This is a genomic window from Pseudomonadaceae bacterium SI-3, from assembly GCA_004010935.1.
GTDB lineage: Bacteria > Pseudomonadota > Gammaproteobacteria > Pseudomonadales > Pseudomonadaceae > Stutzerimonas.
Genome location: CP026511.1, coordinates 4,285,089 through 4,306,491, shown reverse-complemented (window position 1 = coordinate 4,306,491; position 21,403 = coordinate 4,285,089). Strand labels below are relative to the sequence as shown.

The window sequence follows — 21,403 nt, the reverse complement described above, 5'->3', positions numbered from 1 at the left end:
CCGGCGGTGAAGTGCCCTCAGAACCCGGCAATGCCGACCTCACGCAGTTGCTGACGCAGCCGGAGGATTTCCGGCGCCGTGAAGAAGGTCCGAAGCTGCTTAGCGCGTTTCGCCCCGATGCCGGGCGCCGCCTGCCATTGCGTCTGGGAGATTGCGTCAAGGTCGCTCCAGCTGTCGGCCGGAATTGCATCGGCCCCCGGTGGCGCGCCGAGCGCCCGTAGCCAACTGGTGAGAGGGCGGGTGCGTGCCAGCTGAAAACTGGCGACCAGTGTGCTGGCGCTGGCTTCGCCGATACCTGGCACCTGTTGCAAACGACGCTGATCGAGGTGCAGCCAGTCAAGCAGGTCATCGACCAGCCTGGCTTCCACCAATGCCTGCCAAGTCCCCGGTCCCAGGTGGGGCAGGTCGAGCCCTTTCTTTCCGCTGAGCCAGACGAGGCGTGCGACGAACTGCTGATCGCAGCCGGGGCTGGCATGCCAGCAACTCATGAAGTGGTAGTCGTCCGGCGTGGGCGCTTCGACTCGCCGCCGCTGCTGCATGCGCCAGACAACACGCTCGAAGCGCGGGATGGTCAGGCCGGCCAGGGCGATCGCGACCTGATCGTCAGGTTGTACGTCTGCCTGCTGCCAACGCCTCACGGACCCGAGGCTGACGCGGCTGACAAGGCGGTCATCGAGCTGTACCGGCTCCAGCTGCAGTACCGGTGTGATTCTGCCGCTGCGACCGATGCTGAATGTCACCTCGCGCACCCGGGTAACGGCCGTGCGCAGCGGATATTTCCAGGCAATTGCCCAGTGCGGCGGCTGGGCCTGCCAGCGGGAGGCGTCCGGGCGCTCACCCTGGCGCAGCACGATCCCATCACTGGCGAACGGAAGACTATGGCGGAACCAGTGGTCACGCCAATGGCCAGCTTGTTCCACAGTTTCCAGCGGCACGGTCAGCGCAGCGCTTTCATCGAATCCCATCGCCACCAGGCCTGCGAGGCGAGATCGCATGTCGGCCGGGCCGTTGGGCCAGTCCCAGATGAACAGGCCGATCTGTGCCGCGGTCGCCTCATCCAGCACCAACTTCGCCATCGCTCCGGTGACCTTGCTGCGCGCCCCGGCACTGCCGGCTTGCGCTTGCACATGGTCCGGCAAGCGCCAGTACAGCTCGCCCTGCAGGATCAATTCTTCTTTGATCGGCAGCTGCAGCGGTATGGCCTGCAGTTGCCGGGCGCGGTCGGTCCAGTCCTGTCCATGGCTGCCGTCGCCGCGGCTCACCACCCGGACCAGTAAACCCTGTTGGTAATGCAGCGTTACCGCGACGCCATCGACTTTGGGCTGGACCCACACATCCGAGCGGGCCGTGAGCCAGTCCTTGGCCGCTTCGGCATCGGCAACCTTGGCCAGGCCGGTTTGGGCGACCGGATGGGCTACGGGCCCTTCGGCGCCGTCAAGCGGGTCCGCCGCAGGTGTTGCGTTGATTGCAGCAAAGCATTCTTGCCATTGCTCCAGACGCCGCCGGGTCTGGTCGTAGATTTCGTCGTCGACCAGCGAGAGACCGCGCCGATGGTAGGTGTCGTCCCATTGCGCCACCTGGGCGGCCAAGGCTGCGATCTCCGTTTCAGCGCGGCGGTTCGGCCAGTCAGGGCAATCCGCCATTGCCAGGCAGGAGAAAGTACAGAGTGCTGTCGCAATCAAGCGCTGCATAGAAGAGCATCCTTGCTCGTTGAGGTCGCCCATTCTGCTCCGCAGGGTCAGCTGAGGCCGTGCGCTAGCGCATGTTGAACAATTCCTGATGGAAATCGCTGGCTGGCAGGCCGTGCTCGGTCAGGTCTTGGCGCAGTTTGCTGCCGAAGCGGGCCGGCCCGCAGAACCAGACGTCACGCTGCAGCCAGTCTGGCACCTCTTGGCGGATCTGGTCAGGCGTGAGCCGACCATGCTCCCTGGCCACCTGTACGTGCAGACGTATCCGGGCGGACGCAGCGAGTGCTTGCAGCTGCGCGATGAAGCGTTGGTCCGGTGCGCTGGTGCAATAGAACAGATCGATGGTGTTGTCCTTGCTGCTGCCCTCCAGCGCGTGTAGCCGGCTCATGAACGGGGCGATTCCAATGCCGCCCGCTACCCAGATTTGCCCGGCTTTGTGCCCGCTGAAGTCAAAGCAGCCGTAAGGGCCTTCTACCGTAACCGCATCGCCGTTGTGCAGGGTTTGCGGCAAACGGCGGGTGTAGTCCCCGAGCCCCTTGATTGAGAAGGAGAGCTTGCCGTCGTTTTGCCAGGCGCTGGAAAGACTGAAAGGATGTGGTCCTTCCTTTTCCTCAAAGCTGGCAAAGGCAAATTGTCCGGGTTTGTGGCCGGGCCAGGGCCCTTCCAGCAATACATTCACATGCAGAACCTGATTGTCGGGGTGATAGGTCAGGCCATCGACGCGGCCCACAACCTGATGTGCGCGTCCGACCTGGCGCAATAGCGAAACGATAGCGGCAAAGGTTCCGCCGATAAGCAACACGGCTATCACCGCACCCAGTAGTGACGGCCAATAGGCGGGTGGCATCAGCATGAGGCTGTGTACCGCCAGCACCAGATAGACCAGTGCCAGCCAGCGATGGGTTTTGAAGAACCAGCGGTACGGGAACTGTTTTATCAGTGCGAGAACAATCAGTAACGCGGCGACATAGAAGGCCCATTCGCCGATGTCCTCAGCGAACCCCCGTTGCCCATGCAGCCAGCCGAGCAGGCCATCCTCGGCTTTGCCGGCGCCGCGTCGGGCAGGGGCTGCGAGCCAGCCCAACCCCACCAGCCATTTCGGAATCTGCGCCCAGCCCCAATGTACGGTTGATACCACCAACACGCCGATTCCCAGCCATTTATGCAGCCGATAGCTCTTGTCCAGGCCACCCAGCAGGCGCTCCAGCCACTGGGGGCGGATGGCGAGGTAGATCGCCACGCTCATTGCGCTGATGGCAAGAGCGCCACTGTAGTGAACCATGTCTGCGCGCAGCGGCCAGAAACGGGGATAGCCGCCAGTGATGCCGCCCGCAGTAGCGAGCCAGAGAAGGGTCACGGTGATGAACAATGTGACTAAGGCCAGTCTGATCCGTTGCATGGCGGTGCCCCTCTGCTGTGATGAAGCATGAGAAGCATGCGCTTGCGATGCAGTGGTGGGCATGATCGTTATCAACGGCATTGATTAGTGAGCTAATTAACTGCGTCGTACAATCGCCAGCCAAATGTTTTGCGGAGTGATTCATCAGTGCAACCCGTGATCACCATCGAGCACCTCACCAAGACCTATGCGTCGGGGCATCCAGCGCTCAAGCAGATCGATCTGGAGATCCACAAGGGCGAGATCTTCGCCCTGCTCGGGCCCAACGGTGCAGGCAAAACCACGCTGATCAGCATCATCTGCGGGATCGTCAATCCCGGTAGCGGTCGAGTGCGGGTCGATGGCTTCGACATCATCGATGACTACCGCGCCGCACGTTCCAAGATCGGCCTGGTGCCACAAGAACTCTTCAATGAAGGCTTCGAGAGTGTCTGGGCGACGGTGCGCTTTTCCCGCGGACTGTTCGGCAAGGCGCCGGATGACGCCTACCTGGAGCAGTTGCTGCGCGACCTGTCGCTTTGGGACAAGAAGAGCGCGCGCATCATCGAGCTGTCCGGCGGCATGAAGCGCCGCGTGATGATCGCCAAGGCCCTGTCCCACGAGCCGACCATCCTGTTTCTCGACGAGCCCACGGCAGGCGTTGACGTCGAGCTGCGCCGCGATATGTGGGAGATGGTCCGCCGTCTGCGTGAGCGCGGGGTAACCATCATCCTGACTACGCACTACATCGAAGAGGCCGAGGAGATGGCTGATCGCATCGGCGTGATCAGCAAGGGCGAGATCATCCTGGTCGAGGACAAGAAAGCGCTGATGCAGAAGCTTGGCACCAAGCAGCTGACCCTGCATCTGCAACGTCCGCTGGCCGAGATTCCGGCGGATCTGGCCAGCTATCCGCTCGAACTGGTCGACTCAGGCAATCAGCTGGTGTTCACCTTCGATGCCCAGCACGAGGACACCGGCATCGCCGAGCTACTCAGACGTCTCGCCGAGCACGGCATCGACTTCAAGGACCTGCAGTCGAGCCAGAGTTCGCTGGAAGAAATTTTCGTCAGCTTGGTAAAGGGCAGCCGCACATGAATTTCCATGCAATCCGTGCCATCTACCTGTTCGAGCTGGCGCGCACCTGGCGCACGCTGCTGCAGAGCATCGCCACGCCAGTCATATCCACGTCGCTGTACTTCGTAGTGTTTGGTTCGGCTATCGGCTCGCGGATGGAGGCGATGCACGGCATTCCGTACGGCGCCTTTATCATCCCCGGCCTGATCATGATGGCGCTGCTCACCGAGAGCATTTCCAACGCCTCGTTCGGCATTTACATGCCGCGCTATTCGGGGACTATCTACGAAGTGCTGTCGGCGCCGGTGTCATATCTTGAGATCGTCATCGGCTATGTCGGCGCCGCTGCGACCAAGTCCATCATTCTCGGCTTGGTGATCCTGCTGACCGCTCGGTTGTTCGTCGACTACGAGATTGCACATCCCTGGGTGATGGCGCTGTTCCTGGTGCTCACCGCGGTGACCTTCTGCCTGTTCGGTTTCATCATCGGCATCTGGGCGGATGGTTGGGAAAAGCTGCAGATCGTGCCGTCACTGATCGTCATGCCTTTGGCCTTTCTCGGCGGCAGCTTCTATTCCATCGAGATGCTTCCTCCAGTCTGGCAAAAGGTCACACTGTTCAATCCGGTGGTGTACCTCATCAGCGGCTTTCGCTGGAGCTTCTATGGGGTCTCCGACGTAAACGTAGGGATCAGCTTGGCGATGACGCTCGGCTTCCTGGCGCTGTGTCTGGTGCTGATCTGGTGGATCTTCAAGACGGGTTATCGTCTGAAGAATTGAGCCGGGCGGGGCTTCTCCATGCGCTGGTCGTCTCGTACGGAGACTTTTCAATCCACCGCGTTGCTGGCAGGTCCGTGGTGGTGGGCTGAAGCCCACCCTACGGTTTGGGGCGGGTCGGGGCCGAAGCGGTGCTGCGGGGCGTCGGCCTTGTCGGGGTGGCAGAGAACCGTCGCACCTGTAAAAAAGCCCCGTCCGGCTTTCGCTGGCGGGGCTTTTTCATGCGCTTGGCCGCCTCGTAGGGTGGGCCGGGCGGCGTTCCGCTTCAGCCCACCGAGTTGGCGACAGCTCCGTAGGGTGGGCTAAAGCCCACCCTACGGATTGAGGCGGGTCAGAGCCCGGCAGCAGCGCGCAGGGTGTCGGCTTTGTCGGTCTTTTCCCAGGTGAAGGCGGTGAAGGTGTCGCCACCGACCGTCATTTCAACTGGAGTACGGCCGAAGTGGCCATAGGCGGCGGTGGCCTTGTACATCGGGTGCAGCAGGTCGAGCATGGTGGTGATTGCGTACGGACGCAGATCGAAATGCTCGCGGACCAGGGCGACGATCTTTTCGTCGCTGAGTTTGCTGGTGCCGAAGGTATTGATCGAGATCGACGTCGGCTGGGCCACGCCGATGGCGTAGGAAACCTGGATTTCGCAGCGCTCGGCCAAGCCGGCGGCGACAATGTTCTTCGCCACATAACGGCCAGCGTAAGCAGCCGAACGGTCGACCTTGGACGGGTCCTTGCCGGAGAAGGCGCCGCCGCCATGACGGGCCATGCCGCCGTAGGTGTCGACGATGATCTTGCGCCCGGTCAGGCCGCAGTCGCCCACCGGGCCGCCTATGATGAACTGGCCGGTCGGGTTGATATGGAACTGGGTGTCCTTGTGCAGCAGCTCGGCCGGGATCACGTGCTTGACGATCAACTCCATCACCGCTTCCTTGAGGTCCGAATGCTTGACCTCCGGGTTGTGCTGGGTTGAGAGCACGATGGCGTCGATGCCGACCACCTTGCCGCCTTCGTAGCGGCAGGTGACCTGGCTCTTGGCGTCCGGACGCAGCCACGGCAGCAGGCCGTTCTTGCGCGCTTCAGCCTGGCGCTCGACCAGTGCGTGGGAGAAGCGGATCGGAGCCGGCATCAGCACGTCGGTTTCGTTGCTGGCGTAGCCGAACATCAGGCCCTGATCGCCGGCGCCCTGGTCTTCCGGCTTGCTGCGGTCGACGCCTTGGGCGATGTCCACCGACTGCTTGCCGATGATGTTGATGATGCCGCAGGTGGCACCATCGAAGCCGACTTCCGAGCTGTTGTAGCCGATGTCGATGATGACGTCGCGTACCAGCTGCTCAAGGTCGACCCAGGCGCTGGTGGTGACTTCGCCAGCGACGATCGCAACGCCGGTCTTGACCAGCGTCTCACAGGCCACGCGGGCATGCTTGTCCTCGGCGATGATGGCGTCCAGCACCGCATCGGAAATCTGGTCGGCAATCTTGTCCGGGTGCCCTTCGGACACGGACTCGGAGGTGAAAATCGAATATTCGCTCATCTATCGGTTCCTAATTACCGGTGGGTGAGTCGGCTGTCAGGGGCGAGCCGGGAAAAGTACCGGGTCTGGATCTGAAAACCGTTCTTCAAGCCAATGTAGAGGCTCTCGCCGGGCGTGAGCCCCGCGGCATCGGCCCAACGGGCCAGATCATCCTGTTCGAAGCCCAACCAGAGGTCGCCGCAGGCCTCCCTGGCCCAACTCTGGTTGTGGCTGCACAGCTCGGTGATCAGCAGGCTACCGCCCATGTTCACCAGCCGCGCCAGTTGCTTGAGTGCTTCACCCGGCGCGGCCAGATGATGCAAAACCATGTTCAGCACAACGCAGTCGGCTGACGGACATTCGTCCTGCAACGCGTCGGCAAGTTTCAACTCGACATTTTCCAGCGCATCCCGCTCGCAACGTGAGCGAGCCAGCTCGAGCATCGCCGCACTGTTGTCCACTGCGACTACTCGGGCAAACCGATGTGCCAGTTCCGGCAGAAAGCTGCCGTCGCCGGGGCCTACTTCCAGCGCTGTGGCCTGGGCTGGAAGATTCAGCGCATCGAGTAATGCGACCACGCTGTCGCGGTACTGCGGGAAGCCGGCGATCATGTCCTGCCGCGCCTGGAAGCTACCGGCCATCCTTGCGAAGAAGTCTTCACTGGCGGCACTGCGCTGGGCATGCACCGCGGCAATGCGCGCCTGCACATCGAGCGGCAGGCTCAGCTGATCGACCTCTTCGAGCAGGGCTGCATGCAGCCTGCCGCCAAGGTTGTCGCTCTGGGGCAGGGCGCGGCGATAGAAGATCGCATTGCCTTCTCGGCGCGTCGCCAGCAGGCCGGCCTGGGTCAGTACCTTGAGGTGATGGCTGATGCCGGATTGTCCGGTGGCAAAAATCTGCGCCAGCTCGAGCACGCCGAACGAGTCGCTCGCCAGCGCGCGCAGTACGTTCAGCCGCAGCGAATCGCCGCCGGCCTTGCACAGGGCGGCGAGCTGATCGCTGTCGTCGAAAGATATCTGGGGAATGCGCAGGCTCATAGGCAGCGCAGTCTAGTCGGTCGATTTTCGTCCAGCAATGCCAATATCAAAAAGTTTTGATATTGGACAAGCAGCGCCTTAACGGATCAGGCTGTTGACGCCCATGCCGCAGGACACCAGACCCAGCGCCAGTAGAAAGAAATTGGGCAGCAGATCGAGTAGCCCCTGCAGGCGGTCATTGCTCGACAACTGGCGTGACACCAGGCTGTAGGTGATCAAAATCGAAACATCGACTAGTGCCCAAATGGCGATCAGCGCCAGCGCCTGCGGCGCGAAGGGTTGCGCCGGCAGAATGAAGCCTGGCAGAAAGGCGAGAAAGAACAGGATGTCCTTGGGGTTGGACAGTCCGACCGCCATGGCCCGCCAGAAGTAATGCGATTGCGGGCGCGGCAACTCCTTGGCTTCTCCACCGCCGCCGCAGAGGCCGTCGGCACCGAGCCAGATCAGGTAGAGCCCGCCGAGCACCTGGCCCCATTCGAGAATCACCGGTTTCAGGTCCAGGGCCAGATAGATCACCATCAGCGCAGCGATCAGCAGCATTTGCGCCGAAAGCACACCGCCGAGAATGGTCCAGGCCGGCCAGCTGCGTCGGGCGTCGGCGACCACCAGCGCGACGACCGGGCCAGGGGAGGCGATCAGCAAGGCGACCGCGGCGGCAAAGGCGAGATAGGTGGCGTTCATAGCTCGGTTACCAGTTCGAAGATGCGCGATTGCTTGCCCAGCTTTTCTGTATAGAAGCGCAGGTTGCAGCTGGCGAAGGTGCGCTGCATCCAGCGATCGCTGCCATCGAAACGGGCAGTGAAGGGGCTGCGTGCGTGTGCCGTGCGACGGTTGTCGATAATCAGCAGGTCGCCGCGCGTGAGGCGCACTGGCTCGACCACTTCCCATGCAACGGCGCGAAGTCGGTCCAGCGCGCGCTGAGCCCGATCGCTGTAGGCGACCATGAATTGTGGATCGAAGCGCAGAAAGGGGGCGTCAGGGTCGCCGTACAGCACGGTCTGATGCTTGTTGATATCGATGCGCTGGTTCTTTTCGCTGTGGCCGTAGTCGGACAGAAAGTTGTAGGGCTCGTTGAGAAAGAACACCTGGTCTTCGTAGGAAAGTCGCTCGAGGATGCGCTCGGCCGATGCGATGTAGGTGACGGCCTCGGCAGCCGGATCCTGACGCAGGCAGAGGAGCAGCAGGTAGTCCGGCTGGATGGCGTGGAAGGCATTTTCGGTGTGCAGGTCGAGTTCGGTGTCGAAGCTGTCCGAGGTCGCGGCACGTGACTGCGTCTGCTGCGGGAAGAAGTTGTTGACGATGCAACCGCCCGATTCCTGCACGTAGCCGATCGGCTCTCCCAGCAGCGCGGTGGCTTGCAAGAGCAGGCGCTCGCTGCGGTCGTCGATCTTGTTAAGGTCGGTGCGTGAGGCGGGCGTCGGCGGGATCTCGCCGATTTCCGTGTCTTCCAACAGGACAAAACCCTTGGCGTTGCCGAACAGCTTGAAATCAAGGATGTCCGCTATCTGCGCCTGACTGAGCCCCCCGTGACGAATACTGGCAGACAAAAGTTGATCGAACTCGCGAGTGGGCATGTCATCCTTCCCTAGCGTTATACAAGGCAGAGGCCTCTTATTGAGTCGGTGCCAGCGCATGGCTGGCCCGATTGCCGGCGAGTATTGGTGGGCCCTGGAGGGTTGCAAAATGGAAAAAACGGCCATCTCCGATGAGTTTTACTCATGCCGGAGACTGGTGGCATGACGTTGCGCATGCCGCCGCTTTATGCGCTGCGTGCCTTTGAGGTCGCGGCACGCTTCGGGTCATTTACACAGGCCGCTGAAAGCCTGTGCATCACCCAGAGTGCTGTCAGTCGGCACGTGAAGACGCTGGAAGAAAGCCTCGGCTGCTCTCTTTTCGAGCGTCGCGGTTCGCGATTGGCGCTGACCGACACCGGACGGCTGCTGGCGCAGGAACTCAAGGTCGGCTTCCGTACCATCGAAAACGCCTGCATCGCCATCAACCGCCAGCAGGACGCGCTCCGGCTGAAAGCCCCTTCCACCCTGACCATGCGTTGGCTGCTCGGTGCGCTGGAGAATTTCCAACTCACCCATCCGCAGGATCGCGTGCAACTGACCAGTGCCTGGATGGACCTCGATTCGGTGGACTTCCACAACGAACCCTTCGATTGCGCCATCCTGCTGGGGCATGGCGGGTTTCCGGCAGACTGGAACCGGATCAAGTTGTTCGATGAATGGCTGGTGCCGGTGTGTTCGCCGGACTATCAGGGGGGATCACCCTGGACGGCTGCACGCCTCGCTGATGCAGAGCTGATTCACCCGTCGCGCGACTGCCGAGACTGGCGCCGCTGGCTGCAACGGGTCGGTTGGGTCGAGGCTGTCGCCTGGCAGCAGGGCAAGCTGTTCGACACGCTGGAGCTGGGGATTTCCGCAGCAGCACAGGGGCATGGCATCTCAATCGGCGATCTGGCCCTGGTCGACGCCGAGTTGCGCAAAGGCTCGCTGATGCTGCCGTTCGACCAGGCAGTGCGCTCCGGCGACAGCTATTACCTGGTCTGGCCGGCAGCGGGAGAGCCGCCCCTGACGCTGACGCGCATGAAGGACTATTTGCTGCAACATTTGCCGGACATCGGCAGCTGTGGCGTCAGGCTGCTCGACTAATTAGAGGGCATTGGCGGCCCCGCGGCGCTTATTCAGTCATTGCCCCGCCACCCGCGGTAGGGGAAAATGGCCGCCTTTTTCCGCCCCCTTCGTTTCAGAAGCTACCCCGCAGGAGATTCAGCGATGCCCAGCCGTCGTGAGCGAGCCAATGCCATCCGCGCCCTCAGCATGGATGCCGTGCAGAAAGCCAACAGCGGCCACCCGGGTGCCCCCATGGGCATGGCGGACATCGCCGAGGTTCTCTGGCGCGATCATCTGAAGCACAGCCCGACCAACCCTCTGTGGGCCGACCGCGACCGTTTCGTGTTGTCCAACGGCCACGGCTCGATGCTGATCTACTCGTTGCTGCACCTGACCGGTTACGACCTGTCCATCGACGACCTGAAGAACTTCCGGCAATTGCACAGCAAAACCCCGGGCCATCCCGAGTTCGGCTACACCGCCGGCGTTGAGACCACCACCGGTCCGCTGGGTCAGGGCCTAGCCAACGCCGTGGGCTTCGCCTTGGCGGAGAAGGTTATGGCCGCACAGTTCAATCGTCCCGGCCACGACATCGTCGACCACCACACCTATGTGTTCATGGGCGACGGCTGCCTGATGGAAGGGATTTCCCACGAAGTCTGCTCCCTGGCCGGCACCCTGGCGCTGAACAAGCTGATCGCCTTCTACGACGACAACGGCATCTCCATTGATGGCGAAGTCCATGGCTGGTTCACCGATGACACGCCGCGCCGCTTCGAGTCCTACGGCTGGCAGGTCATTCGTAACGTCAATGGCCATGACGCCGACGAAATTCAGATCGCCCTCGAAACCGCGCGCAAGAGCGACCGCCCGACGTTGATCTGCTGCAAGACCATCATCGGCTTCGGCTCGCCGAACAAGCAGGGCAAGGAAGAATCCCATGGCGCCGCGCTTGGCGACGCCGAGATCGCCCTGACCCGCGAGGCGTTGGGCTGGAAGCACGGCCCGTTCGAAATTCCCGCTGACATCTACGCCGAGTGGGATGCCAAGCAGAAGGGCGCGGACGCCGAGAACGAATGGAACAAGCGCTTCGCTGCCTACGAAACCGAATTCCCGGCCCTGGCCGCCGAGTTCAAGCGCCGCATGGCCGGCGAGCTGCCGGAAGACTTCGCTGAGAAAGCTTCGGCGTTCATTCGCGAAGTTGCCACCAAGGGCGAAACCATTGCCAGCCGCAAGGCCAGCCAGAACTGCCTGAACGCTTTTGGCCCGCTGCTGCCGGAACTGCTTGGTGGCTCGGCGGATCTGGCCGGCTCCAACCTGACGCTGTGGAAGGGCTGCAAGCCGGTGGTCGCCGAGGATGCCTCGGGCAACTACATGTACTACGGCGTGCGCGAGTTCGGCATGAGCGCCATCATGAACGGCGTCGCCCTTCACGGCGGCCTGATTCCCTACGGCGCGACCTTCCTGATGTTCATGGAGTACGCGCGCAACGCGGTGCGCATGTCGGCGCTGATGAAGCAGCGTGTGCTCTACGTCTTCACGCATGACTCCATTGGTCTTGGCGAAGACGGCCCGACTCACCAGCCGATCGAGCAGCTCACCAGCCTGCGCACCACGCCGAACCTGGATACCTGGCGTCCGGCCGACACAGTCGAGTCCGCTGTCGCTTGGAAGCATGCGGTCGAACGCAAGGACGGCCCGAGCGCGCTGATCTTCTCGCGCCAGAACCTGCCGTATCACATCCGCGACAACGAAACCGAAGCGTCCATTGCCAAGGGTGGTTACATCCTCAAGAACTGCGTCGGCGAGCCGGAGCTGATCCTCATTTCCACCGGTTCGGAAGTTGGGCTAGCCGTTCAGGCCTACGACAAGCTGACTGAGCAGGGCCGCAACGTGCGTGTCGTCTCGATGCCGTGCACCAGCGTCTTCGATGCCCAGGATGCGTCCTGGAAGCAGCACGTGCTGCCGGTGGAAGTTGGCGCGCGCATCGCCATCGAGGCGGCGCATGCCGACTACTGGTACAAGTACGTTGGCCTCGACGGCCGCATCATCGGCATGACCACCTACGGCGAGTCGGCCCCGGCTGGTCAGCTGTTCGAGGAGTTCGGCTTTACGGTCGACAACATCCTTGCGGTGGCTGAAGAGCTGCTGGAAGACTGATAGCTAAGCTGCGAGCTGGAGCCTGAGTAAGGGGCTTCCAGCTCAGGTTTGCGAGATCACAGCAGCTGAGAAGTGGCGGCTCAACATCGGGGTGGCGGCGTCACGAGCCACTTCGAGTGTATAGCTTCCAGCTTCCAGCTCGCATAAGGCGAGCCGCGAATGCCCCGAAATGTCCCCTACCGCATTGCCCTCAACGGCTACGGTCGCATTGGTCGCTGCGTGTTGCGAGCCTTCTATGAGCGCAACGCGGCCTTCGATTTCGAGATCGTCGCCCTCAACGACCTCGCCGACATGGCCAGTCTTGAGTACCTCACCCGTTTCGACTCTACCCATGGCCGCTTTCCCGGCGACGTGGCGGTGGAAGGCGATTGCCTGCATCTGAACGGCCACTGCGTAAAGGTCTTGCGCGAGTCGACGCCTGAAGCGGTCGATTGGCGCGATCTGGGCGTGGACCTGGTGCTCGAGTGTTCCGGTGCCTACAACACGCGTGCCGGCGGGGAGCGCTTTCTCGCGGCTGGTGTTCCACGCGTGTTGTTTTCGCAACCCATGAGCGGGGCCGCTGACGTTGATGCGACGGTGGTCATGGGCATCAACCATGAGCAGCTGACGGGAGCCGAACGACTGGTCTCCAACGCGTCCTGCACTACCAACTGCGGCGTACCGCTGCTCCAGCTGCTCAACGATGCCATCGGGCTCGATTACGTCTCGATCACCACGATTCACTCGGCGATGAACGATCAGCCGGTCATCGACGCCTATCACCACGATGATCTGCGCCGCACGCGGTCGGCTTTCCAGTCGGTGATCCCTGTGTCGACCGGTCTGGCAAAAGGCATCGAACGCCTGCTGCCGGAACTCTCGGGGCGGATTCAGGCCAAAGCCGTGCGGGTGCCGACGGTGAACGTGTCATGTCTGGATATCACCGTGCAGACCTCCCGCGATACGGATGCGCCGACGATCAATCGGATTCTGCGGGAAGCCGCGCTATCCGGCCCGTTGAAAGGCCTGCTCGCATATACCGAGCTGCCCCACGCCAGCTGTGATTTCAACCACGACCCGCATTCGGCGATCGTCGATGGCAGCCTGACGCGCGCCTCCGGGCCGCGGCTGGTGAACCTGCTGGCCTGGTTCGACAACGAGTGGGGTTTTGCCAACCGCATGCTCGACGTGGCCGATCATTATTTGCGCGTCGCCCACCGCGCCTAACAGTCACTGTCTGGCGGGCTGTACCTGGCCGGCCGCAGCTTACAAAAATCGCCGTTCTTGAACTTAAGGAAGATCACATGACCGTTTTGAAGATGACCGACCTCGACCTCCAGGGTAAGCGCGTGCTGATCCGGGAGGATCTCAACGTGCCGGTGAAGGATGGCGCGGTTAAAAGCGATGCGCGCATCCTCGCTTCGCTGCCAACCATTAAGCTGGCACTGGAAAAGGGCGCAGCGGTGATGGTCTGCTCACACCTGGGTCGTCCGGAAGAGGGCGTCTACAGCGAGGAAGACAGCCTCAAGCCGGTCGCTGATTACCTGAGCAAGGCGCTAGATCGCGAAGTCCCGCTGGTCAAGGATTACCTGAACGGCGTCCAGGTGCAGGCGGGTGAGCTGGTGCTGCTGGAGAACGTGCGTTTCAACAAGGGTGAAAAGAAGAACACCGACGAGCTGGCGCAGCAGTACGCGGCGCTGTGCGATGTGTTCGTCATGGACGCCTTCGGCACTGCGCACCGCGCCCAGGGTTCGACCCACGGTGTGGCCAAATTCGCCAAGGTGGCCTGTGCCGGTCCGCTGCTCGCAGCCGAGCTGGATGCCCTGGGCAAAGCGCTGAAGAGCCCCGCTCAGCCGATGGCAGCCATTGTCGCCGGCTCCAAAGTCTCCACCAAGCTGGACGTGCTCAACAGCCTGAGCCAGGTCTGCAACCAGCTGATCGTCGGCGGTGGTATCGCTAACACCTTCCTCGCTGCGGCCGGTTTCCCGGTGGGCAAGTCGTTGTACGAAGCTGATCTGGTCGACACTGCCAAGGCCATCGCCGCCAAGGTCAGCGTGCCGCTGCCGGTCGATGTGGTCGTGGCCAAGGCTTTCGCTGAAGATGCTGAAGCGACCGTCAAGGCAGTCGCGGACGTCGCCGAAGACGACATGATTTTGGACATCGGCCCGCAGACCGCAGCCAATTTCGCCGAACTGCTGAAGTCGTCGAAGACCATCCTCTGGAACGGCCCGGTCGGTGTGTTCGAGTTCGATCAGTTTGGCAACGGCACCAAGGTGCTGGCTCAGGCCATCGCGCAAAGCCCGGCATTCTCTATCGCTGGCGGCGGCGACACGCTGGCGGCTATCGATAAGTATGGCGTGAGCGAAAAGATTTCCTACATTTCTACCGGCGGCGGTGCTTTCCTCGAATTCGTCGAAGGTAAGGTTCTGCCTGCTGTGGAAGTGCTGGAGCAGCGTGCAAAGTAAAACGGCTGATGGCCTTTTGTCGTTACAAGCGTAACGGCAAAGGCAACCCCTGCGACTGGTTGCTGTCTCTGTTCTGTCCAGACGAGGAATGGAGACTCACCATGCGTTACGCCGCAATAGCTGTTTGCTGTCTTGGCCTGGCCGGTTGTGCCGGAGGTTCACCAGACTCGCTCTGTGAAGTGATCGACCCGCCTCCGGTACAAAGCCCGACTGCACAGAACGATCAGCGCATTGAGATGCAGAGCACTGGCGACCCGACTGCAGGCACCGCTGCCGACGTCCAGGACTGTTCCTGAGCCCGCTAGGAGAACCGATGAAACGCCTGCTCATTTCGATTGCTGCATTGCTCCTTGCCGGGTGCGGCCACTGGCAATCCGGCCCGGACGCACCCTTCGTAGGCTGGAAGTGCAAGAGCACGCAGAACATTGCCTGGCGCTATGCTGATGAAAGCCGCCAGAGGGTGGAGCTGAAAATCGGCGACAGTCAGCAAGTCCATAGGTTGCGCAAGGAACCCGTGACCCGTGGTGCTTTCTATAGCGATGGCGTTGTGGCCTTCCACGACAAGGGCACAGGCGCGCTGGTCTATCGCCTGGCTGATGACAAGCTGCTTGCCCATGGTTGCAGCGCGTCGTTGATCAACATCTGATCGAAAAGGCGGGCGATTTCCCTGTTTTGCGGCGTTTTCGCCGGGCCTGATGGCTTTTGAGCCGTCCACCACTACAATGCCGCGCCATACCGCGCGGTGCTTGAACAGCGCCGGCCCCTGCGGCAGGCTTTACATGATTAAACGACCCTAACCGGGAGAAAGGAAAACATGGCACTCATCAGCATGCGCCAGATGCTCGACCACGCCGCCGAATTCGGCTACGGCGTGCCGGCCTTCAACGTAAACAACCTCGAGCAGATGCGAGCCATCATGGAAGCGGCCGACAAGACCGACTCCCCGGTGATCGTCCAGGCTTCGGCCGGTGCTCGTAAGTACGCAGGCGCGCCGTTTCTGCGTCACCTGATCCTCGCGGCGGTAGAAGAATTCCCACATATCCCGGTGGTCATGCACCAGGATCACGGCACCAGCCCTGACATCTGCCAGCGCTCCATCCAGCTGGGCTTCAGCTCAGTCATGATGGACGGCTCGCTGCGTGAAGACGGCAAGACGCCGTCCGATTACGAATACAACGTCCGCGTCACTCAGCAGACCGTCGCCTTCGCCCACGCCTGTGGCGTGTCGGTGGAAGGTGAGCTGGGATGCCTGGGCTCGCTGGAAACCGGCATGGCTGGTGAGGAAGACGGCGTCGGTGCCGAAGGCACCCTGGATCACAGCCAGCTGCTGACCGATCCGGAAGAAGCCGCTGACTTTGTTGCCAAGACCAAGGTCGATGCCCTGGCCATCGCCATCGGCACCAGCCACGGCGCCTACAAGTTCACCAAGCCGCCAACCGGTGACACCCTGTCGATCCAGCGCATCAAGGAGATCCACCAGCGCATCCCGGATACCCATCTGGTAATGCATGGCTCCTCCTCGGTCCCGCAGGAATGGCTGAAAATCATCAACGAGTACGGTGGTGACATCAAGGAAACCTACGGCGTGCCGGTCGAGGAAATCGTCGAAGGCATCAAGTACGGCGTTCGCAAGGTCAACATCGACACCGATCTGCGTCTGGCATCCACCGGTGCGATCCGCGAATTCATGGCGAAGAACCCCAGCGAATTCGACCCGCGCAAGTACTTGGCCAAGACCGTAACGGCCATGCGTGATGTCTGCATCGCGCGCTACGAAGCCTTCGGCACCGCCGGCAACGCCTCGAAGATCAAGCCGATCTCTCTGGACGCCATGTTCGAGCGTTATGCGCGCGGCGAACTCGACCCCAAGGTCAACTGAGTCGAAGCGTTGATGACGAGCCCGCCTAGTGCGGGCTCGTTGCGTTATGAGGGGGCTAAATCAGAGGGGCGCGGTTCGGCCAATAGCTGCTGGATCTGGCTGCGCAAGGTGTCTAGCGAGAAAGGCTTGGCCAGAATCGGTGCGGAGCGCGCGATGTCGCTGCCCGATTCGTAGATTTCGATTGGGTAGCCGCTGATGAAGATGACCTTGAGGTCAGGGCGCAGCTTCAGTGCAGGTTCGGCGATCATCACCCCGGACACGCCGCCAGGAAGACGGAAGTCAGTCACCAGCAAATCAAGTTGCGGCTTTGTCGCCAGGATCTCGAAGGCCTGCGGCGCGCCTGCCGCCTCCAATACCTTATAGCCTTCGCCTGCGAGGTAATCAGACAGCAGGGCAAGAATGTGAGGTTCGTCCTCGACGAGTAGAACGACTTTATCGGGTGCTTGGCTCATCGGAGCAATTCTCGATGTGTTTCATGAACATAGGGCGGCGTAGGGGTATTAATTCACGCGAATCAGCGTTGGAGCCAGCGCCGTACAGCAAGTTCAGCGATGTGCAGCTATCCGTCAACTGCTTTGCTGTGCATTTACGCGGTTTCTGCGGTTTCACATGCGTTGGCAATCGACAATCGTGCCGTTAGGCTCGCCTCTTCATCACCGGAGCTCGCTCATGCCTGACGAAAATCATCGTGCCATTTCAGAACTGACGTTGGACGATTACCGTACCAACGCCGAAGCGTTTCGCGAGGGCACCCGAGACCACGACGTCAGCCAGAACATCGACGCCTTGCTGCGGCATATCCATGGTGAGCCGCCGCTGCGCATTCTCGATCTTGGCTGCGGGCCCGGGCGGGACCTCAAGGCATTCACCGAGCGGGGGCATATTGCCGTTGGCGTCGATGGAGCCGAGCCCTTTGTCCGGATGGCACGTGCCGACACCGGCTGCGAGGTGCTGCACCAGAACTTTCTGGAGCTGGATCTGCCGAGCGGAACCTTTGACGGCATCTTTGCCAATGCCGTGCTTTTTCATCTGCCAAGCAGCGAAATCACTCATGTCTTGTCGAAGCTGCGCGAGGCGCTGCGTCCGTCCGGCGTGCTGTTTTGCTCAAATCCACGTGGCGACAATCAGGAAGGCTGGAGTGGCGCTCGCTACGGCACCTGGTACGACTGGCCGACTTGGCAGCGCTTACTGCAGTCCGTCGGGTTCACTGAATTGGAGCATTACTATCGCCCGTCAGGGTTGCCGCGCGAGCAACAGCCGTGGCTTGCAAGCGTCTGGCGCAGGGCTTGAGCGCAAGACAGCGAACTTCGATTTTTGTTCTTCAGCAACGCAGAATGCATGCCGTAAGCGTAACCGTCATGCGTTTTGCATGTGTACAAAACGCTATTATGTGATGCAAGTCACTGAAATGATGCGGATTTTTGTGGTCGACCGGTTGGCATGATCGATGCTCTAGCTAGGTACGCTGGAACATAACCGGAGTACACAATAATGATTGCCGCTGAAAAAGTTCTCTCTGCCGCGTTTCCTGAGTTCGAAGTCATCACCGCACCCCGTCCGGATGGTGGGCTTCTGCTAACACTTCGTAATGATGATAGGGATGTCATCAAGCGGGCCCTGTCCAAAGGCCAGACCCAGACCGACATTCAGCTGGAATGGGTCATCAGCTCGGTCCGCCGTGATCTCGCATTGGAAGCGGGAATGTCGCCGGCCATTGCCCGCTTGCAGAGCCAGAGCCGCACCGGGTTACCTACCTACGAGTACGCCTGAGACCTACGGCAGGCCTGCACTGCCATAGGCCTGCCGTTCTCAAACAAGTCTCCCCCATGCTGACGATCGGACCGAAGAGTCTGAATGCAGCACAAACCTGATCGAGGAAATGTCCATGAATGCCATCGACCTGTTGATTGACGACCACGAGAAAGTCAAAGACATCCTGACGCGCCTCACCGATACCACCGAGCGTGCGGTCAAGACCCGTACCGAGTTGCTGCAAAAGCTGGAGATGGAGGTGTCGATCCATACCCAGCTGGAAGAACAGATTCTCTATCCAGCCTTCAAGGAAGCAGGCGGAAAAGAGGAAAAGACCATGTATCACGAGGCCAAGGAGGAGCACCGTGCGGTCGATTCGCTGGTATTGCCTGACCTCAAGGCAACTGACCCGTCGACGCTCGAATTCTCCGGGCGCGTGAAAGTGTGCAAGGAACTGCTCGAGCATCACATCGAGGAAGAAGAGTCCGAGATGTTTCCTTCTGCGCGTGAACTGTTCAGCGAAGACAAGCTGAACGAGATGGGGCAGCAGATGGAAGCGCTCAAGACCCGCCTGAAGAAAGAATTTGCTGCCAAACAGGCAGCTTGATTGAACGATGCCGGGGCGCAATGCCCCGGTCTATCCGGGCCTACGAAAGCACTAGGCTTCGCTCGGCGCCTCGCTGATCTACATCAACATCCCTGCTCAACGCTACTGTCAGGCTTGATGGCCTAGTGCTACTTGGTGGCGGTATTGCCTGCTCGTAGCGGGTCAAACGAAAGGAGCCACGCTTGGCGGCTTCAGGGTAGGTGGCGGATGGAAGACGAGCTAAAGGAATTGCTGAAGCGGATTGGTCTCGGGCCTGATGCGATCCGTACGCGCATGCGCTTTCTAGAGTGGCAGTCAAGCGATGGCGCACGGTTGAACAGTGCCGCCGCCGATGTGGACGATGCGCATGCCAGGTTCATTGAGCGCCTCTATACCCACATGGCCGCCTTCGAGGTTCCGACGGCGCTGCTTACCGACCCCCAGCGGCTGGTACGACTCAAGCATAGCCAGCGAAATTATTACGAACGGTTGTGGAATGGCCCATACGACCGTAGCTATGTAACGGATCGTCTGTTGGTCGGGCTGGTGCATCAGCGTGTGGGCGTCGACCTGGAGTGGTATCTCGGCGCCTATCGCCTGTACCTCGGCGACATGCTGGCGGAGCTGGTGGGTGATGCGCCGGGCTATGGCGTGTTCGACAGCCTGCTCAAGGCGGTGTTCTTCGACATGATTCTTGCGATCGACACCTACACGGTGGCGCAGCGTCAGGCCCTGGAAGACAGTGAAGCGCGGTTGGCCCGTGCCATGAGGGGCACCGAGGATGGCATCTGGGACTGGCACATCGATGCCGACCAGCTCTATCTCTCCGAACGCTGGATGGCCATGCTGGGCCTTTCCGCCGAGCCCGGATACACCAGCGACAGCTGGTTCAATCGGGTCCATCCGGATGATCTGGCGGGATTGCGCGAAGCCATTTCCGCGCATCTGGCTGGTCGCACGGCATCGTTGAACCATGAGTACCGCATTCAAACCCACTACGGCGAATACCTCTGGGTGCAGGTGCGCGGCGTGGTCGAGCATTGCGAACGCAGCGGGCGGCGCATGGCCGGCTCGCAAACCAACATCAGCGCGCGCAAGATCGCCGAAAGTTGTCTGCACCACGCGGCCCGTCACGATCCGCTCACCGGGCTAGCGAATCGTCTGCATATGGATGAGCTCCTCAAGGCCGCGCAGCAGCGGGGCGGGGTACGGGACTCGGCGCTGTTATTCGTCGATGTCGATCGTTTCAAGCTGATCAATGACAGCCTTGGTCACCGTGTCGGCGATCAGGTCCTGGTGGAGGTTGCTCGACGTCTCTCCGCTTGCCTGCGCCCCGGTGATCACCTTGCCCGTTTCGGGGGCGATGAGTTCGTGGCGTTGCTGGGCGACCTTGCGTGCGCCAGCGACGCGGAGCGCGTCGCGCAGCGCATGCTCAACACGCTACGGGCGCCCTTGCAGCTGGCTGAGCGAACACTTTCGCTCAGTGCCAGCATCGGTATCGCTCCATTACAGCGTGACGGCAAACCGCTAGATGCATTGCAAGCCGCCGATCTGGCGCTGTACCGCGCCAAGAACGCCGGCAAGAACCAGTTCGCCTTGTACTGCGAAGGGCTGCAAAGCACGGCGCAGCGTCAACTGGAGCTGGAAAGCAATTTGGCGCAAGCCCTGGAACGTAACGAGTTCAGCCTCTGTTACCAACCGATATGCCGTCTGGTTGATGGGCAAGCCCATCTGGCTGGGGTTGAGGCACTGTTGCGCTGGCAGCATGACGGGCGCTCGGTCGGGCCTCAGGAGTTCATCCCGATACTCGAGGAGTCGCGGGAAATCGTCCGGGTCGGCGAGTGGGTGTTGCGAGAGGCCTGTACGCAGGTGCGACGCTGGCAGCAGGCCGGTCAGGCGCAGCTCTACTGCTCGGTGAACTTGTCGATTCGGCAGCTGCAGCAGGCCGACTTCATCCACCGTCTCATCGCCATTCTTGGCGAGACGCAGCTGCCCGCTTCGAGCCTGGTACTGGAGATCACCGAGACCCTGCTGATGCAGCACAGCGACGCGGTGCTGATGACCCTGCAGGAAATCGCCGACCTCGGTGTGCGGCTGGCGCTGGATGATTTCGGTACTGGCTACTGCTCGCTCGGCTATCTGAAACAGTTTCCCCTGCACATTCTCAAGGTCGACCGCAGTTTCATTGCAGGGGTGGCGGAAGATGCGGATGCCGCCGTGATCAGCCGGGCCATCATCGGGTTGGGTCAGAGCCTCGGTCTGACGGTAGTCGCCGAGGGCGTCGAAGAGGCGAGCCATCTAGCCTTCCTCGAGGCCGAATGCTGCGAGTACGCCCAGGGTTATCTATTCAGCCGACCCCTGTTGGCCGACGCGCTGCGACAACGCTTCGCTCATGACCATTGCGTCGATGGGCTTTGGCAGTTGGCGGTGTCGGCCTAGGTCGCCTGCCTATCGGCAGCTGCAGGCAGCCACTCGGAACCGTCGGGCGGCCTGGACACTGGGGCGGG

At 61.3% G+C, this 21,403-nt stretch carries 20 protein-coding genes; 13 read left to right on the top strand and 7 right to left on the bottom strand.

What is annotated here, in order from left to right; all coding sequences use genetic code 11:
* Positions 1-17: 17 nt before the first annotated feature.
* Complete coding sequence (locus C1896_20065; GenBank protein AZZ47019.1) at positions 18-1,691, bottom strand: NAD-dependent DNA ligase LigB; 1,674 nt, start codon at positions 1,689-1,691, stop codon at positions 18-20.
* A gap of 64 nt (positions 1,692-1,755) precedes the next feature.
* Positions 1,756-3,087 carry a ferric reductase gene (locus C1896_20060; protein AZZ47018.1) on the bottom strand — a complete coding sequence of 444 codons (1,332 nt, stop codon included), beginning with the start codon at positions 3,085-3,087 and terminating at the stop codon, positions 1,756-1,758.
* A 147-nt stretch (positions 3,088-3,234) separates the two neighbouring features.
* Between C1896_20060 and C1896_20055 the strand changes: the two genes are divergently transcribed.
* Positions 3,235-4,164, top strand: coding sequence for an ABC transporter ATP-binding protein (locus C1896_20055; protein ID AZZ47017.1), 930 nt, complete (start codon positions 3,235-3,237; stop codon positions 4,162-4,164).
* Positions 4,161-4,922: a sugar ABC transporter permease gene (locus C1896_20050; protein ID AZZ47016.1), complete on the top strand. Its 762-nt coding sequence runs from the start codon at positions 4,161-4,163 to the stop codon at positions 4,920-4,922. Before C1896_20055 ends, C1896_20050 begins: the two co-directional genes overlap by 4 nt.
* A gap of 328 nt (positions 4,923-5,250) precedes the next feature.
* Here C1896_20050 and C1896_20045 read toward each other — a convergent pair whose 3' ends face one another.
* The 4 genes from C1896_20045 to C1896_20030 all read right to left on the bottom strand — a co-directional run bounded on the left by C1896_20045 (position 5,251) and on the right by C1896_20030 (position 9,031).
* Complete coding sequence (locus C1896_20045; protein AZZ47015.1) at positions 5,251-6,441, bottom strand: methionine adenosyltransferase; 1,191 nt, start codon at positions 6,439-6,441, stop codon at positions 5,251-5,253.
* Positions 6,442-6,455: 14 nt separating this feature from the next.
* A complete protein-coding gene (locus tag C1896_20040; protein ID AZZ47014.1) occupies positions 6,456-7,457 on the bottom strand; it encodes an ArsR family transcriptional regulator in 1,002 nt (333 codons plus the stop codon).
* A gap of 78 nt (positions 7,458-7,535) precedes the next feature.
* Complete coding sequence (locus tag C1896_20035; protein AZZ47013.1) at positions 7,536-8,138, bottom strand: lysine transporter LysE; 603 nt, start codon at positions 8,136-8,138, stop codon at positions 7,536-7,538.
* A complete protein-coding gene (locus C1896_20030) occupies positions 8,135-9,031 on the bottom strand; it encodes an iron hydroxylase (GenBank protein AZZ47012.1) in 897 nt (298 codons plus the stop codon). The genes C1896_20035 and C1896_20030 overlap by 4 nt, the downstream gene beginning before the upstream one ends.
* Before the next feature lie 162 nt (positions 9,032-9,193).
* Between C1896_20030 and C1896_20025 the strand changes: the two genes are divergently transcribed.
* The 7 genes from C1896_20025 to fba all read left to right on the top strand — a co-directional run bounded on the left by C1896_20025 (position 9,194) and on the right by fba (position 16,558).
* Positions 9,194-10,114, top strand: coding sequence for a LysR family transcriptional regulator (locus C1896_20025; GenBank protein ID AZZ47750.1), 921 nt, complete (start codon positions 9,194-9,196; stop codon positions 10,112-10,114).
* A 123-nt stretch (positions 10,115-10,237) separates the two neighbouring features.
* Positions 10,238-12,235 carry a transketolase gene (tkt, locus tag C1896_20020; GenBank protein AZZ47011.1) on the top strand — a complete coding sequence of 666 codons (1,998 nt, stop codon included), beginning with the start codon at positions 10,238-10,240 and terminating at the stop codon, positions 12,233-12,235.
* Between the two features lie 159 nt (positions 12,236-12,394).
* A complete protein-coding gene (gene epd, locus C1896_20015) occupies positions 12,395-13,441 on the top strand; it encodes an erythrose-4-phosphate dehydrogenase (protein ID AZZ47010.1) in 1,047 nt (348 codons plus the stop codon).
* A 77-nt stretch (positions 13,442-13,518) separates the two neighbouring features.
* Positions 13,519-14,679, top strand: a complete 1,161-nt coding sequence (gene pgk / locus C1896_20010) for a phosphoglycerate kinase (protein ID AZZ47009.1) — start codon at positions 13,519-13,521, stop codon at positions 14,677-14,679.
* A gap of 101 nt (positions 14,680-14,780) precedes the next feature.
* Positions 14,781-14,975, top strand: a complete 195-nt coding sequence (locus C1896_20005; GenBank protein AZZ47749.1) for a hypothetical protein — start codon at positions 14,781-14,783, stop codon at positions 14,973-14,975.
* A gap of 17 nt (positions 14,976-14,992) precedes the next feature.
* Entirely contained in the window at positions 14,993-15,325 is a 333-nt protein-coding gene (locus C1896_20000; GenBank protein AZZ47008.1) for a hypothetical protein, read from the top strand.
* A 168-nt stretch (positions 15,326-15,493) separates the two neighbouring features.
* Positions 15,494-16,558, top strand: coding sequence for a fructose-bisphosphate aldolase class II (gene fba / locus C1896_19995; protein AZZ47007.1), 1,065 nt, complete (start codon positions 15,494-15,496; stop codon positions 16,556-16,558).
* A gap of 44 nt (positions 16,559-16,602) precedes the next feature.
* On the opposite strand, the gene C1896_19990 is transcribed toward fba, so the two are convergent.
* On the bottom strand, positions 16,603-17,010 hold the full coding sequence (locus tag C1896_19990; GenBank protein ID AZZ47006.1) for a hypothetical protein: 408 nt from the start codon (positions 17,008-17,010) through the stop codon (positions 16,603-16,605).
* Positions 17,011-17,227: 217 nt separating this feature from the next.
* Here C1896_19990 and C1896_19985 point away from each other — a divergent pair, with 217 nt between their 5' ends.
* The 4 genes from C1896_19985 (at position 17,228) to C1896_19970 (ending at position 21,335) form a co-directional block, all read left to right on the top strand.
* A complete protein-coding gene (locus tag C1896_19985) occupies positions 17,228-17,848 on the top strand; it encodes an SAM-dependent methyltransferase (GenBank protein AZZ47005.1) in 621 nt (206 codons plus the stop codon).
* A gap of 201 nt (positions 17,849-18,049) precedes the next feature.
* Positions 18,050-18,328: a DUF3509 domain-containing protein gene (locus C1896_19980; GenBank protein AZZ47004.1), complete on the top strand. Its 279-nt coding sequence runs from the start codon at positions 18,050-18,052 to the stop codon at positions 18,326-18,328.
* A 115-nt stretch (positions 18,329-18,443) separates the two neighbouring features.
* On the top strand, positions 18,444-18,917 hold the full coding sequence (locus tag C1896_19975) for a hemerythrin domain-containing protein (GenBank protein ID AZZ47003.1): 474 nt from the start codon (positions 18,444-18,446) through the stop codon (positions 18,915-18,917).
* 207 nt (positions 18,918-19,124) lie between these two features.
* Positions 19,125-21,335 (top strand): hypothetical protein, encoded by a 2,211-nt coding sequence (locus tag C1896_19970; GenBank protein ID AZZ47002.1) that lies wholly within the window; start codon positions 19,125-19,127, stop codon positions 21,333-21,335.
* Positions 21,336-21,403 lie beyond the last annotated feature (68 nt).